We start from the raw sequence: 16,130 nt of genomic DNA, 5'->3' as shown, positions 1-16,130 counted from the left end.
ATAAATTGGGTAATTGGGATAAAACACTATGTCTATGTTCAAACCAAGCATGTTAACACTTGCACTCGTTGCTGCGGGGGTTGTATCACATACCACCTTTGCGGCTGAAGAAACGGCGAAAAAAGTAGAAGTAATTGAAGTTAAAGGCTTTCGTGCCAGCGTTGTTGAATCAATCAACACTAAACGTTTCTCTTCGGAGGTTGTGGAATCAATCTCGGCTGAAGACATAGGCAAATTACCAGACTCTTCTATTGCAGAATCGATTGCCCGATTACCGGGGCTAGCTGCGCAACGTCTTGATGGCAGAGCAAGTAAAGTGAGTGTTCGAGGCTTTAGTGAAGACGAAAGCGCTACGACATTCAATGGCCGTGAGCAAGTATCGATTTCAGACAACCGAGGTGTTGAGTTTGACTTATACCCTTCGGAAATAATGAGCGGCGTAACCGTTTACAAAACACCCAGTGCAAACTTAGAAGCTGAAGGTATTGCAGGTGTTATTGACATGCAAACCATTAAGCCACTGAGTGTTGATGAACGTGTCGTGCAAATTAACACCATGTATGAAAAGACCAGCTTCGATAAATTAAACCCGGATGGAGATGATGCCGGTTTGCGCGGTACATTTTCATATGTAGACAAGTTTGCTGATGATTCAGTTGGTGTTGCATTAGCATTGACCACAATGACCTCACCAAACCAAGAAAAACGCTGGAATGCATGGGGTTACCCAACTTTTGGTGACGACGACAAGTATTCAATCTTAGGTGGTGCTAAACCTTTTGTCCGTTCTTCAACGCTTGAGCGTGATTCAGCCATGTTTGTATTAGAGATGGCTCCATCTGATAACCTGTCTATGGTGTTTGACGCACTATATGTTGACTTTAAAGACAAAAAAATATTACGCGGTATTGAGATCCCATTTGCTTGGGGGCAAGGGACTATTTCAGAGCAAAGTGCAGTGTTTGATGAAGCGTCAGGTTTTGTTACTAGTGCCATCACTGAGGGACAGCGTGTAGTCGTGCGAAACGATTATGAAGAGCGCGGTGCAGAGTTAAGTGCGTTTGGTTTCAATACTAAATATAACGTGAATGATTCTTTAACACTTGAGCTTGATGCAAGTCACTCAAGTGTTGATAAAAAAGTGTGGAGCCTTGAAAGTTACTCAGGTACTGGGCGCGGTGATAATCGTGGTGCTGCAGATACCATCGGTTATACATTTAATGGCGGCAATACCGGCGCGCAGTTTTCGCACCAATTAGATTACAGTGACTACGATTTAATCAAAGTGGGCGGACCTCTTTCTTGGGGCGGGAGTGCGGCACTTAATGATAAATACGGTGTGAGTGAGACTGAATATAAAAACCAATTACAAGACGGTTTTTTAAATACGCCAACAGTTGAAGATGAATTAAATACCCTGAAGTTAGCTGCAAAACAAGCGTTAGATAACGAATTTATCTCAAGCGTGGAAGGTGGCGTCTCTTATCGTAAACGTGAAAAAAATAAGGTATCAGAAGGTTACTTCCTTACTTTAAGTGACTTTTCTTACCCTGATAATACCGGCATGATGGTTGTACCTGAGCAGTACCGGTTAGGCACTGCCAGCTTAGACTTTATTGGCATGGGAGACATGATAGCGTATGACTCAAAAGCGATGGTTGCTGATGGGCAGTTTTCACAACTGGCAGAAAGCTTGACAAAGCCTGATCATACAACCAAATCTTGGCGCGTAGAAGAACAGGTAACAGCAGCATACCTGCAAGCAAATATTAATGCTGAGGTCGCCAATTTACCTTTAAGTGGTAATGTGGGTGTGCGCTATGTAAAAACTAAGATCAATACACAAGGTGCAATTGCAAGAAATACGGGTAATGGGCAGCTTGCTTTCACTCCAAGTGATGTAGAAAATGACTACTCTCATGTTTTACCGAGCTTGAATCTATCATTAGCAATAGATGACACGCAAACCGTGCGCTTTGGTGCGGCAAAAACCTTGTCACGTCCTCGCATGGATGAGATGCACGCATCACTGGCTAGAGAGTACAAACAACAACCGGATGATAATGGCAATAATTGGGAGATCACCGGGGGTAACCCTAATCTAGCGCCAAAAGAGGCAACGGGTCTAGATTTGAGCTATGAAAATTACTTCAGTGCAGAAGGTTATTTTTCGGCTGCATTATTTCATAAAGAACTCGATGTATGGACTTTTGATGGCTCGGTTGAAGAAGATTTAGCCGGTGTTGTGAACCCTTCAACAGGTGAAGTGCCTGATAACACAACTGCAACGAGAAAGTACAAAGAAAATGGTGGCAGTGGAGATCTTTGGGGTTATGAACTTGCACTGACATTACCATTTAACTTATTCCATGACACACTTGAAGGTTTCGGCATTATTGTTAGTCATACAGGTGTTAAACAAGATGTGAAGGACCAGTATGGGAAAGAGTACAAACTTCCTGGTCTGTCAGAAAAAATTCAGAGTCTAACCGTATATTACGAAAACCATGGTTTCCAAGCGCGTACAAGCATGCGTAAGCGCAGTGACTTTAAAGGTGAAATAAATGGTGTTGGCTTTACTGGTGTTCAGGTGGATATCATGGGCGAAACCATTTGGGATGCACAACTTGGTTATGACTTTGGCGAGGGTGGATTTAACTCATTAGAAGGTTTAGCGGTTAGCTTGCAAGTACAAAATATCACTGAAGAGCCATTTACCGCGCTATCAGGTGACAATGCATTGCAAGTGCGTGACTACCAAGATTATGGTCGCACCTATATGCTAGGATTAAGCTATAAGTTTTAATCGTTGACACGCGATTGAGCCAAAGCCCTTGTTATAAACACAAGGGCTTTTTTGTATTAAGCTACGAAGAGGTTTTGCTATGTCAGCTCAACAAATTAAAAATGTTGTGATTGTTGGTGGAGGCACCGCAGGGTGGCTCAGTGCGACGTTTCTAGCCAAAGTAATGGGTAAACTGATCAACATTACTTTGCTGGAGTCAACAGATATTGGCACTGTTGGTGTGGGGGAGGCGACCATTCCACCATTACAGCCTTTTAACAGCGCAATGGGCATTGATGAAGCTGCTTTTATTAAGGCAACGAAAGCAACCATGAAGCTTGGTATTCAGTTTGAGGGTTGGGGGAAGGCAGATAGTTGCTATATGCATGCTTTTGGTGCAATTGGTAAAGATTTTGCGTTTTGTGAGTTTCACAATCACTGGTTACATGCACAACAGCAAGGTAAGCAGAGCGATTTTTGGGATTTTTCTTTAAATTACCAAGCAGCGAAACAGCACAAGTTTTCAAAACTCAATGCTATTGCAGGTACTAATTTACCGGGAATTGCTTATGCCTATCATTTTGACGCCGGTTTATATGCAAAATTTTTGGCTGAACACGCTAAAAGCATGGGCGTTGAGCACATAAAGGCAACGGTACATAAGGTAATAAAAGATAATCTCAGCGGCAATATTAGTAAACTTGAGTTAGATAACGGCGCGCAAATAAGTGGCGATTTATTTATTGATTGCACTGGTATGCACGGCTTACTAATAGATAAAACACTTAACACGGGGTTTGAGGATTGGTCGCACTGGTTACCTTGTGACAGTGCTCTGGCTGTTTCATGTGAACATCCAAATGATGAACGTGCACCTTACACGCGCTCTATTGCACATCAAGCAGGGTGGCAATGGCAAATACCCTTACAGCATCGCATTGGGAACGGATTAGTATACGCCAGTAAGCACTTAAGTGATGAGCAAGCAAAACAGTTATTACTAAACAATTTACCCAGCGAAGCGCTCGCAGAGCCAAAACTAATACGCTTTAGAACGGGACGTAGGCTCAAAGCATGGCATAAAAATGTAGTTGCCATTGGCTTATCGAGTGGTTTTTTAGAACCTTTAGAGTCAACCAGTATTCACTTAATCCAAACGGCGATTGTACGCTTGGTTAAGTTATTTCCTCATCACGGGATTGAGCCTAGCCAAGTGGCGCTTTTCAATGAGCAATCAAAGACTGAATTTGAACGTATTCGAGATTTTATCATTTTGCATTACAAACTTAATCAGCGAGACGATTCTGATTTTTGGCAGCAGTGCGCAAATATGGATATTCCTGATAGTTTGGTAAAAAAAATGCATTTGTTTAAGCAAACAGGCCAGTTGCTGCGTGAAGATGAAGAGTTATTTGCGCAAGTGGCTTGGTTGCAGGTATTTATTGGTCAAGGTTTAATCCCCAAGCAATCTCACCCTTTGGTTAATAGCATGAATGATGAACAGCGTGCCTCATTATTTGACAGTTTGCAGACTTTAATTCAGCAGACAGTATCGGCTATGCCGACGCATACCGACTTTTTAAAAAGATAAATAACGCAAAAATGCGTATAAACACCTGTAATCTCACAGGTGATGTATGACTTACATATGAATACCCGCTTTGAATACGTATGCAGGCTGTTCAACCAACATGATAAGCCAAGGTAGACTGCTATAAGCCACATTATGACAACAAGTGACAAAAAATTTAATGATAAATAAAAAAGCAAAGTCCACAACGCGAGTGTTAAAGCGCGCAGTTGTCGGTGTGATGTGTAGCAGTCTATTAGTAAGCTGCTCTGAGCATGATAATCACGTAAATAAAGCGCGTATAACCGAGCTACATAGTGCCGAGACTCAAGTGAGTAAGCCTGTTGTATATCAAGTGTTTACGCGCCTATTTGGTAACAAAAAAACCGCTAATATCCCTTGGGGCACAGTTGAGCAAAACGGTGTGGGCAAGTTTGCTGATTTTAGCCCAAAAGCATTACAAGAAATAAAAGCATTAGGTACAACGCATGTTTGGTATACCGGTGTGTTGCACCATGCTTTGGTGACCGAACATAGCAAATTTGGTATAGCGGCGGATGACCCCGATGTAGTAAAAGGGCGCGCAGGTTCCCCTTATGCGGTAAAGGATTACTATAATGTGAACCCCGATTTAGCGACTGATCCAAGTCAACGCTTAGCGGAGTTCGATGCGCTTATAGCGCGAACGCACAAAGCCGATATGAAAGTGATTATTGATATTGTGCCAAACCATGTTGCACGCAACTACCAATCTCTGTCTGCACCTCAAGGAGTCGCTGATTTTGGCGCTAATGATGACACTACAAAAATGTATGCCAGAGATAATAATTTTTATTATGTTGTGGGCCAAGACTTTAAAGTACCTAAAAGCACTGAACATCCGCCGTTAGGTGGCCAACATCACCCACGTATTGATGGGCAATTTGTTGAGTCTCCAGCTAAGTGGACGGGAAACGGGGCTCGTGCAGCAGCACCCGATATTAATGACTGGTATGAGACTGTAAAAGTAAACTACGGGGTAAAGCCAGATGGTAGTTATGACTTTCCAAAGCTACCAGATGGCTTTGAGACAAAGTCGGTGTCTGATCATTATAAATTTTGGCAACAGCATGACCTACCTGACAGCTGGTATAAGTTCAGGGATATTACTCAGTACTGGTTAAATCGTGGCGTAGATGGCTTTAGATACGATATGGCTGAGATGGTGCCGGTGGAGTTTTGGAGCTTTTTAAATGCATCTATAAAAATGCAAAATCCAGAGGCATTTTTGCTTGCAGAGGTTTATAACCCTGCGCTTTATCGCGATTATATCCAAAAAGGTAAGATGGATTATTTATATGACAAAGTGGGGTTCTACGATAGCCTAAAAGCATTAATGCAACAAACGGGCAGTGCAAAAGCGGTATTTGAACAGCATTTGAGTGTGAGTGATATTGCAAAGCATATGCTGCACTTTTTAGAGAACCATGATGAACAACGCATTGCTAGTGCTGAGTTTGCAGGCGATGCACGGATGGGAAAACCTGCGATGGTGGTTTCTCATTTAATCAGTAAAGCGCCCACTATGTTGTATTTTGGCCAAGCGGTTGGCGAAGATGGCTCTGAACAAGCGGGTTTTGGTAAACCAAGTCGTACCAGTATTTTTGATTATATTGGTGTACCTGCTCACCAAGCATGGATGAACGGAGGTAAGTTTGACGGCGGGCAGTTGAGTGATCAGCAGCGAGACTTAAGAGCCTATTACATTAAACTTATGTCGTTAAGTACTTTGCCTGCCATTGTTGCTGGCGATTTATTATCAATAGATTTAGAAACCGATACTATTGAAGCACAACAACGTGTGATGGCATTTGCCCGTTCACTCGGCAATCAAAAGTTAGTGGTTGCGAGCAACTTTGATGCTGCAAGCACCCATACCGTTAGTTTGCAGTTACCTAAAAACTGGCAACAGATAACTCAACATGCCGCCCGTGATTTACTAGAGCAGCGTGGCGTTCAAACTATACAAGATAACCAAATAACCATCACTTTAGCACCGCGCGCGAGTGTGGTTTATTTACTTGAGGATTAGCCATGGAACAACAAAAACCGAACTTAAGCTTTTGGCAAATCTGGAACATGTGTTTCGGCTTTCTAGGGATTCAATTTGGCTTTGCTCTGCAAAATGGTAACGTCAGCCGTATTTTTCAGACTTTAGGTGCATCGGTAGATGATATTCCTATTTTGTGGGTTGCAGCGCCGCTCACAGGGTTAATTGTGCAGCCAATTATTGGTTATTGGAGTGATAAAACATGGGGCCGTTTAGGCCGTCGAAGACCGTTCTTTTTATATGGTGCTATTTTAACGACTTTATCATTATTCATTATGCCTAATTCATCAACGCTTTGGATTGCCGCGGGCGTGTTATGGATAATGGATGCATCAATTAATGTCACGATGGAGCCATTTAGAGCGCTGGTGGGTGACAACTTAAATGAAAAGCAACGGGCTACTGGTTATTCAATGCAGAGCTTTTTCATTGGTATTGGAGCTATTGTGGCATCAGCGTTACCCTGGATGATGACTAATTGGTTTGGCATAAGTAACACTGCGGGAGAAGGGCAAATTCCAGAGTCGGTCAAATTTGCTTTTTACTTTGGTGGCGCTATTTTATTTTTTGCGGTGATGTGGACCATTATTAAAACCAAAGAATATAGTCCTGAGCAATTAGCGCAATTTGATGGCCAATTAAACAGTACACATGAAACCAATGGCTCGCTCAAAATTATTAACTATGCCAAAGGCGCTATGATATTTGCAATTTTGGGTGGGGGGTTATTAGCGAGTGTGTTTACATTTGAATTAGAGAAAGAGCTTTATTTACTCGCAGCATTGCTTTTAAGCTTTGCTATGGTGCAGTTAATTTCAGGCTTTTTACAAAATCAGCAGCGTGTTAACGGCGGTTTTTATCAGGTTATTTATGATGTATTTACTATGCCATCAACCATGCGACAACTTGCCGTGGTGCAATTTTTCAGTTGGTTTGCCTTGTTTGCAATGTGGATTTATACCACTTCAGCGGTAACTAGCTTTCATTATGGCAGCTCAGATGTTACCAGCCAAGCCTATAACGATGGCGCTGATTGGGTGGGCGTTTTGTTTGCTGCCTACAATGGTTTTGCCGCACTGGCTGCGATTGTAATACCTATCATGGTGAAGCGCATTGGTTTGGCTAAAGCACATTGTGTGAACTTGCTGTTAGGCGCGGGGTCATTAATGAGCTTTATGTTTATTCATCAGCCACAAATGTTGTGGTTGCCCATGGTGGGGGTTGGGTTTGCATGGGCGTCAATTTTATCTTTGCCTTATGCCATGCTGAGTAACTCATTACCAAGTCACAAAATGGGTGTATTTATGGGTATTTTTAACTTTTTTATCGTGATCCCACAACTATTAGCAGCCAGTATTTTAGGCTTAATTTTAAGACACCTATTTGATAATCAACCTATATATGCACTGGTGATAGGTGGTGTCTCTTTTATTTTTGCTGCCGTGTCAGTATTACGTGTTAAAACCACCGCCGTTTAGGAGAAAAGTATGAAAAATAAGATTAATAAACTTACTGCAGCATTATTGACTGTGGGCCTTGTTGGCTGTGGTAGTGCAAGTTATGATACGCCTAACGTAGCTGTATCACAAGCGGTTGCGCCAGGTGCGCCAGGTGATAAGCCATTTTGGGCATATTCAGGTAAAACAGGTATTGGCACCTCTTATGAGGCTTATGTAGATGGTCAGTATAGCGATAAAGCAGCTACAGGTACTGTGTCAAAAGTATGGTTCTCACTTGCCAAAGGCATGGTTACAGAAACTATGTTCGGACTTATTCATCAAGCGCAACTTAAAGACATGCAAATGATAGTCACAGGCGTTGATAATGAGGGGCGTGCATTTAGTGTTAAAGAGAGCGATGACCACGCGTTTGAGGTCACAGTTGATTACTTGTACAAAGATAACGCAGGTCGACCATTATCATTGGCCTATAAAATAATCAGTAAAGACAAACAAGGTCGTTTTGTATTAGAAAAGCACGTATTTACAGACCCTGATGGACAAAGCTTATTTTTACGCGCGCACATTAAAAATAACCTTAAAACACCACTTCAAGCCTATGTTTCTGCCAATCCGTACATTAATAATAATGGTATAAATGACCACGCAAAAGTAACTAAACAAGGATTACTGGCTTATGAAGGTAATAATTACTTAACCTTGCAAGTTAAAGGTGGTTTTGAAGTTGCGTCTGTTGGCTTTATTGGGCAAAGCGATAACCTTGCATCGTTGATGCAAACGCAAAAGCTTGCGAAAACATATGATTGGACAGGCGATACATCAGGTAATGTCAGCCTACTGGGTAAGCTGGGTAATGTTCAGCAAAGTGCAGAGTTTGATTTGGTACTGAGCTTTGGTTCATCACAACAAACAAGTACTAATCAGGCACAAAAAACGTTATACAACGGCTATCAATCGGTGCTTGATACCTATAATGGCAAAGGTAGTGCACTTGGATGGGAAGATTACCTAACTTCGCTAAGCCCAATGCAGCGTTTAACTCCATACAGTGCTGACCAAGGTAAGTTGCTATATACCAGTGCGTTAGTGCTTAAAGCACAAGAAGATAAAACGCACGCAGGGGCTTTAATCGCTTCATTATCTAACCCTTGGGGCGATACAGTATCAGCTGAAAAAGGTTCAACTGGCTACAAAGCAGTGTGGGTACGTGATTTTTATCAAGTTGCAATGGCATTTATGGCAATGGGGGATACGCAGACTGCGAAAACCGCATTTGAATATTTAGAAAAAGTACAGGTAACTGATAAAACGCCGGGTAACAAGGGTGACACTGGCTGGTTTTTACAAAAGACCCATGTTGACGGTGAGCTTGAATGGGTAGGTGTTCAGCTAGATCAAACTGCGATGCCAATTATGCTAGCTTGGAAGTTACACCAAGCTGATGTGCTAAGTGATGATGAATTGAGCTATTGGTATACAAAAATGCTCAAACCTGCTGCGGATTTTTTAGTACATGGTGGCAAAGCAAAAATTCTCTGGAACGATACGCAGATCACGCCTCCAGCAACTCAACAAGAGCGTTGGGAGGAGCAAAATGGTTATTCTCCGTCAACTACGGCGGCAGTAATAGCAGGTTTGGTGACTGCGTCTGATATCGCTAAACACAGTGGTGATATAGCTGCTGCTGAGCGTTACCTTGAGGTCGCGCAACAATATGATAAGCAAGTTGAAGCGTTGATGTTTACCCGCGATGGTGCGCTTGCAAAACAGGCAAATAGCACTGCAACGGATGGACAGTATTTTTTTAGAATTGGCCAAGACTCAAACCCAAACAGCAATAGTAAAATTAACAGTAACAATGGCCGTGCTGGCATGAACAAAAAGGCTATCATTGATGGTGGCTTTTTAGAGTTAGTGCGTTATGGCGTGCGCTTGGCAGATGCACCAAGTATTTTGGCGACATTGCCAGAGTATGAGGATGAAACTATGACAGATAATTTAAGGGTAAAATACAGCTTTACCTTTACGGGTGAAACGGGCACATATCCAGGCTACCGCCGCTATGGAAATGATGGTTATGGAGAAGATGAAATTTCGGGTACTAATTACGCTGAAGGGGGCAGTAACACGGCTGGTCAACGTGGTCGTGTTTGGCCGTTTTTTACTGGTGAGCGTGGGCACTACGAAATTGCTTCAGCCGTATTAAGTAATGATTTATCAGCTCAGAAAGTGAAGCAAATTCAACAAACTTATGTTAAAGGTATGGAGTTGTTTGCGAATGAGGGCATGATGCTACCCGAACAAGTTTGGGATAATGTGGGTGTGAATCCACGTGGCTATGAATTTGGAGAAGGCACTAATTCAGCAACACCTCTAGCTTGGACGCATGCCGAGTATATTAAACTAGTTCGTTCATTAGCAGACAAACAAGTTTGGGATCACTACCCAGTGGTTGAGCAACAGCTTAAATAAGCAGCATGTCAGAAAAACAGCGGGCTTTACCCGCTGTTTTTCTATTATCTGATCAACACATCCTAGTCGAGTTGATCAGATAATAGATAAGTAAGTACTTCAACAACCTGTTCAGGCTTAGTTGCCCATGCTTGTGCTGAGCCATCAACTTCTTTCAAAGGGTGAATTAACGCCTCATCATGCAGTGTAATGTAAGGCTTTCCCAGTGCAGCACAATAGCCCGCATCAAACGCAGCATTCCACTGTTTATACTGTTCACCAAAACGAATTATCGCGACGTCTGATTTTTCAATGAGTGTTTTAGTGCGTATTGCGTTTACTTTGGCTGATTTGTGGTCGCGCCAAAAGCCATTATTTTCCTCTGATAAACAGTCACCCGCAGCGTCGCTCGCGGCATGATTTGTCACGGCTGATGAAAACTGAATATCAAGATTAGCTGCTTTACATCCATTGATGATTTGCTTTCGCCAATCGGTGTGTATTTCTCCGCTAAGATACACTTTAAAGGTCATGACAATTCCCACTTTATTTATTGTGTATTTAGAGTAACGTAGTTTGACAACACAATGGAAGGTACATTCTATTGGTTAAGCTAATAAACTGTAATAGCGTATTCAATAATAAAAGCTTTAATTTGAAGCCTCATTTAATCATCAGCCTAATTCATCGAAGGGAAGAATATGAAAAACATCGTGTGGTTAGCACTTTTAGGAATGTCTTTACCAAGTTGGTCTATTGTGCAAAGACATGATGTTGCAAATGAGTGTTACCTCGCTCAATCAGCACCAGACTATCTTATTGATATGCCTGGTGAGGGCCATGGTTCATTAATTAAAACTAACTGGATAGTGACAGTTGCACACCTTATTTTTTCCGATTACACAGGGCGAAACTAACCGTTGCTGGCAAACAATTTACCATTGAGCGGGTTACCACACATCCAAATGCGCCTAAGCCAGATCAAGCGCCCATACGATTTGTGGTCATTGGCAAGTGAAAGTATGCACTGGCTGAGTTTATTGAATATATAACTTCATAGCTATTAGCTAAATTAGTTATCTAATATTAAGTATATTTTAGGTGTTTGTTCTATATTAAATTATGGTCCAAACTTTGCTTAAATACTTAATTATAATAACGTATGACTTTGAGGAGCGTTTTGACAATGAAAGTTAAGAGTATTCAGTTTAATAAAATGCCTGTTGCGACTGAGTTTGAAGAACAGTATGAAGGACAAACATATTATTTGGTGCCACAAAACCCACCTCATATGAAAGATTTAATGGAGAATCGCTATCGCTACAAGCAGCTATCTCATATTAGTCGGAAGCTATTTGAGCGTAAAAGTGTATTAAAAGAATCTTTGTTTACAGATAATTTACATGCTCACTTGAAAAAAACACTGCCAAAAGATCTGTGTAAGATTTTTATAGAGGAAGCCAAAAAAGCAAAAGAAGCAATTTATCATCCTGATTTTATGAAAAAGTTATTGCCCGTCATCCTCAGTAAAGAAATTGATAGCTTAATTTGCTCACATTTTAATAGTGAGTACACACTTTTTTGGTACACATATTTGGAGACATCAGCCGATCTTGAGAGCCGTTCTATCTCATCATACTGGCATTGTGATGGTGGGCCAGAACATCACCTTAAAATGTTGATATATTTAAATGATTATGAGGAGCATGGTGGTAACACTTTGTTTTTGGATAAGCAATCAACAGAGAAACTAAAACATTGTGGTTATATCTTCAATGATGTTAACAAACGAAATGAAGACATTGGGCCGCTATGTAAAGCTAAAAATATCAGCCCAATTCAAACGCGATACGATAATATTGAGGCAGGGGATGCTTTGTTGTTTAATCCTTCTAAAATTGCACATCGCGGTGTTGTACCAACTAAAGGCTGTCGGTATGTACTTCAACTTTGCTTCATCCCTTCGCCTTTTCATTGGGAGTATACGCAAAAAGAAGTGCTATTTACACGAGGGGAAGTTGTGCCTTTTGATGGTGCGGCAAGCAAGTTGATTGATTTTTTCAATCGAGATCCAAAAGAAATACAAGAGCGCATTGTAATCCCAGCGACTGACGTTATTAAATCTAAAGAGCAGCTAAAACTATTGTTAGACAACATCTGTGGCTGTAATGATTATGCAGCGCTAATGTTAGAGCGATTACTAGAAGCTGACCCTAATTTTCAGCAGCTAAACTCTATAACTGCACTTTTAGATACTCTAAAATCCTCTTTTCAACATAGCATTAACTGGCAAGGTAAACTAGGCAGTGAGAATATCAAGAGTTTAATCCACTTAGCTCGCTATGAAGAAGAATTTCAAGATGCGATGAGTCGATACTCAAGTAAAGGTAAGCCAGACCCCGATGCGGTATTTTGGCCTTCACCTGTGCATGGGAGCAAACCAGATAGTAAGTATAATAAACGGCCCTTCGTAAAAAAATATCCAATTATGGACATGAGCACGCCTATTGGTTCAGCTGGTAGTTGTTTTGCTTTTGAAATTGCACATGTATTTCAAAAAATGGGATACAACTATGTGGTAACAGAGCGTAATGATAGTCCTTCTTCTGGCATTATTGTCGATGGTTACACATCAGGTGATAAATACGCAAAGTTTTGCGCAAATTACGGAATCTTATTTAATACCCCGAGCTTTAAGCAGCTTGCTGAACGTGCTTTTGGTATTAAAAAAACAAAGCAGCTTTTATTTGAACAAAGTGACGGTTCATGGGTAGATCCTTACAGGGAAAATGTGATTTTTTATTCCAGAGAAGCTTATTTGAGTGACTACGACAATCATATTAATGCGACAAGAGTTGCCCTTGAGCAGACTGAAATATTCATCGTTACTTTAGGGCTTAACGAGTGTTGGGAGTTTAGAGACGGCAGTGTAATGTCGAGAAACCCAAGGCCCAACATCTACCCTTATGTAAGACACAAAACTCTGACGGTGCAAGATAATGTAGAAAATATTCAAACATTTTTTGATATTTGTAAGGAACATAACCCAAACTTCAAACTGATTGTGAGTGTTTCACCAATTCCTTTTTTAGCAACTGGTCGCGCGGATACACATCATGTGATCAGCGCAAATACTCACTCTAAATCTGTATTGCGGGTTGCAGCAGAAGAGTTAGTAAATAGTAATGATGATATTTACTACTTGCCGAGTTATGAGCTTGTTACTGAGTGTATAAAAGAGCCATGGGAAAAAGATGAGCGCCATGTTAAACGTTCTACCGTTGAGCAAGTGGTTGGCATGTTTAAAGATATATTTATAAAAGAGTCATAAATATGGCATTGTTCAGACCCTCAGACCACTTTTTTGAATATTATATAAATGCATTGCATGGGCTGCGATCATACGGATGATTTTTTCTCATGAGGTGTATCGATTCAATTAGCTTGTTCCCTTAAAGCACTGAAATACCCAACAATGGTAATGAAGTTTGGGTCTATGATAAGTTTCTAAAGACCAAGTTTATCAAACTACAGGTGGTGCTTTAGGATCTTTTTCTGGCAATGGTGGTGGCATAATTTCTTCAGAGTATGGTTCAAGTCAGGTTAGCTCCAGCACACTCACTGTTATTATAAAGTTTGATGTTGCCAGTAATGTCGAAAGCATTGCTTATCACCGCAGTAAGTTTTAGTAACTGAGTACTCACATGATTTTTTAGTAAAATTGTGCTTAATTTGCTGGCAGTCATAATGTTTGGCTGTGCTTCATCTAAACCGCAGATGTCGACGATTGCAGCAAATAAAAGAGTATGAAAGCACCACTCAGTTTGTTGTATATAAGGCATTGATCATTGCGTTATTAGATAGAGAGTTTTCGTTAAATGCGTCAGGCTCTGATGCTGGCATAGTGCTCGCTAGTTACACTACGACGAAGCTAAATAAAGGTGAAGTACTAACTAAGGCGCTTGCTACTTATTTTACGTTTGGACTTAATTGGGTTTTTGGAGATAATAATTTGGAAGATGCTTTATAGATTGATGTCTCTGCAAACGTAACTCAAATTCAAGGGCTACAAAGGTTCGTATTAATGCTGTAGCGAAAAAATGAATAGTGATGGAGAAATTTTAGAGTCAGAAATGATAGTTGCACCTGAGTATTACAGCTCTATTTTTGAACAAATTGAAGAGTCAGTATTCTTAGAGCAAAACTTGAACCAAATCTGGCATTAGCTGAGTTAAAAATTGCTCATTTAGAGCAACCAAATAGCGAATTTTTTTGTTTATAGGGATGTAGTTACCTCGGCGATAGCAAGATGCCAGAGCGTTGTTATTGATACAGTTTTACTTTCTCACGAGAGATCATTTAATTAAGCCGAGAGGTATAAAAAGCGCGGGGCTTGCAATTAAAGTCGCGCTTTATCGCTATTTAATAGTCTATACATGGACTAAAGTTACCTTCGTTTATTATGTATTTCTTACAATTAAACTGGGTGGTAGTAGTGTACACTCAACTTTCTCACCCTTGATGAGATTCAATAAATTTGACACCAACATTTGTCCTGCAAGGGTTGTATTTTGCTCAATGGTTGTTAGGGATGGTGATACATAACTGGCTGCCGGTATATTATCAAAGCCAACGACTCGTACATCGTTAGGAACTAAAATGCCAGCCTCTTGTAATGCTCGAATCGCACCGATTGCAATTAAATCACTTGCTGCAAATAGTGCGTTAAAAGAGATATTATTGGCAATTAAAGATTTGGTTGCATGGTAGCCAGAGTCTTCGGTGGAAATTGCATTGGCTATTTTACGTTCGCTGAGGGTTATATTGTGTTGCTCGAAAGTGTTTTTAAAGCCCTCATAGCGGGCAAAAAACTCAGGGCTATGCTCTGATGCATCTCCAATAAATGCGCAGTCCGTGCGTTTGTGTTCAATCAAGTATTTAGCTGCGAGTTGACCACCGCCATAATTGTCGCAACTGACGCTGAGATCTTCGCGGCCATCCACTTTTGCGCCCCAGCACACAAACTTAGTATCTTGATCTAACAACTGCTGAAGGCGTGACTGATAATCTAAATAGTCTCCATAGCCAAGCAATATAATACCATCCGCTCGGTGGCTATCTTCATAATCCGCACGCCAATCTTGGCTACTAGATTGGAATGAAACCAGCAAGTCGTAGCCTTCTTTTGAGCATGCTCGAGTGATACTGCCTAACATACTCAAGAAAAAAGGGTTGATTTGTGACTCATCGGTGGTTGGGTCTTCAAACAGTAAAAGTGCCAGTGTACTGCTTTGTTGCGTGCGTAAATTACTGGCATTCTTATCAACTTTATAATTTAACTTGGCTGCCATTTCGTGGACTTTTCGACGAGTTTCTTCATTAACTAAAGGACTGTTTCTCAAAGCTCGAGATACCGTAGACTGTGATACACCTGCATAATGGGCGATATCAAAAGACGTCGCTTTACCTTTATGTTTCATTTTTATACTCGTGTGAAGTTATCCCAACCATTGTCAGGATTTGAATAAATTTTTCAACCAATTTCCACAGAAACATTAATTTTTTATTGCCACATTCTGACACCGGTGTCATAATGTGGTTGTTTTATCATTTTGTTGTCAAAACGTATTGGCTGCCCAACGTGTGTGGGCAGCATTTTTTACGTCAGTTAGCGTGCAAAATTAACTGAATGACCAATAGAAATAATTGCATTGGCACATCAAGCTTAGTGCATAAAAATAAGCGCAGATCTCGCGCAATGGCAAAAGAGAAAAC

Annotated in this window: 11 protein-coding genes; 9 read left to right on the top strand and 2 right to left on the bottom strand. The window is 41.0% G+C overall.

Annotated elements, in window-relative coordinates:
• Positions 1–28 precede the first annotated feature (28 nt).
• From SANK73390_RS16915 to SANK73390_RS16895, 5 genes are all read left to right on the top strand, one after another.
• Positions 29–2,806 (top strand): TonB-dependent receptor, encoded by a 2,778-nt coding sequence (locus SANK73390_RS16915; RefSeq protein ID WP_462767548.1) that lies wholly within the window; start codon positions 29–31, stop codon positions 2,804–2,806.
• A 79-nt stretch (positions 2,807–2,885) separates the two neighbouring features.
• The gene (locus SANK73390_RS16910; RefSeq protein ID WP_462767546.1) at positions 2,886–4,376 is read left to right on the top strand and encodes a tryptophan halogenase family protein; all 1,491 of its coding nucleotides are present in this window, start codon (positions 2,886–2,888) and stop codon (positions 4,374–4,376) included.
• A gap of 160 nt (positions 4,377–4,536) precedes the next feature.
• Complete coding sequence (locus SANK73390_RS16905; RefSeq protein ID WP_462767612.1) at positions 4,537–6,426, top strand: alpha-amylase family glycosyl hydrolase; 1,890 nt, start codon at positions 4,537–4,539, stop codon at positions 6,424–6,426.
• Between the two features lie 2 nt (positions 6,427–6,428).
• The gene (locus SANK73390_RS16900; protein WP_462767544.1) at positions 6,429–7,922 is read left to right on the top strand and encodes an MFS transporter; all 1,494 of its coding nucleotides are present in this window, start codon (positions 6,429–6,431) and stop codon (positions 7,920–7,922) included.
• Between the two features lie 9 nt (positions 7,923–7,931).
• Entirely contained in the window at positions 7,932–10,376 is a 2,445-nt protein-coding gene (locus SANK73390_RS16895; protein WP_462767542.1) for a glycoside hydrolase family 15 protein, read from the top strand.
• A 62-nt stretch (positions 10,377–10,438) separates the two neighbouring features.
• On the opposite strand, the gene SANK73390_RS16890 is transcribed toward SANK73390_RS16895, so the two are convergent.
• Complete coding sequence (locus SANK73390_RS16890) at positions 10,439–10,888, bottom strand: YtoQ family protein (protein ID WP_462767540.1); 450 nt, start codon at positions 10,886–10,888, stop codon at positions 10,439–10,441.
• 168 nt (positions 10,889–11,056) lie between these two features.
• Here SANK73390_RS16890 and SANK73390_RS16885 point away from each other — a divergent pair, with 168 nt between their 5' ends.
• From SANK73390_RS16885 to SANK73390_RS16870, 4 genes are all read left to right on the top strand, one after another.
• On the top strand, positions 11,057–11,272 hold the full coding sequence (locus SANK73390_RS16885) for a hypothetical protein (RefSeq protein ID WP_462767538.1): 216 nt from the start codon (positions 11,057–11,059) through the stop codon (positions 11,270–11,272).
• 269 nt (positions 11,273–11,541) lie between these two features.
• The gene (locus SANK73390_RS16880; protein ID WP_462767536.1) at positions 11,542–13,686 is read left to right on the top strand and encodes a GSCFA domain-containing protein; all 2,145 of its coding nucleotides are present in this window, start codon (positions 11,542–11,544) and stop codon (positions 13,684–13,686) included.
• 456 nt (positions 13,687–14,142) lie between these two features.
• The gene (locus SANK73390_RS16875; protein ID WP_462767534.1) at positions 14,143–14,385 is read left to right on the top strand and encodes a hypothetical protein; all 243 of its coding nucleotides are present in this window, start codon (positions 14,143–14,145) and stop codon (positions 14,383–14,385) included.
• A 70-nt stretch (positions 14,386–14,455) separates the two neighbouring features.
• Positions 14,456–14,581: a hypothetical protein gene (locus SANK73390_RS16870; protein WP_462767532.1), complete on the top strand. Its 126-nt coding sequence runs from the start codon at positions 14,456–14,458 to the stop codon at positions 14,579–14,581.
• Positions 14,582–14,815: 234 nt separating this feature from the next.
• Here the strand turns inward: SANK73390_RS16870 and SANK73390_RS16865 are convergent, their stop codons facing one another.
• Entirely contained in the window at positions 14,816–15,835 is a 1,020-nt protein-coding gene (locus SANK73390_RS16865; protein WP_462767530.1) for a LacI family DNA-binding transcriptional regulator, read from the bottom strand.
• Positions 15,836–16,130 lie beyond the last annotated feature (295 nt).

The organism is Pseudoalteromonas sp. SANK 73390 (genome assembly GCF_054966645.1).
Note: the sequence above shows the minus strand (reverse complement) of the source record. Positions and strands in the feature narration are given on the sequence as shown.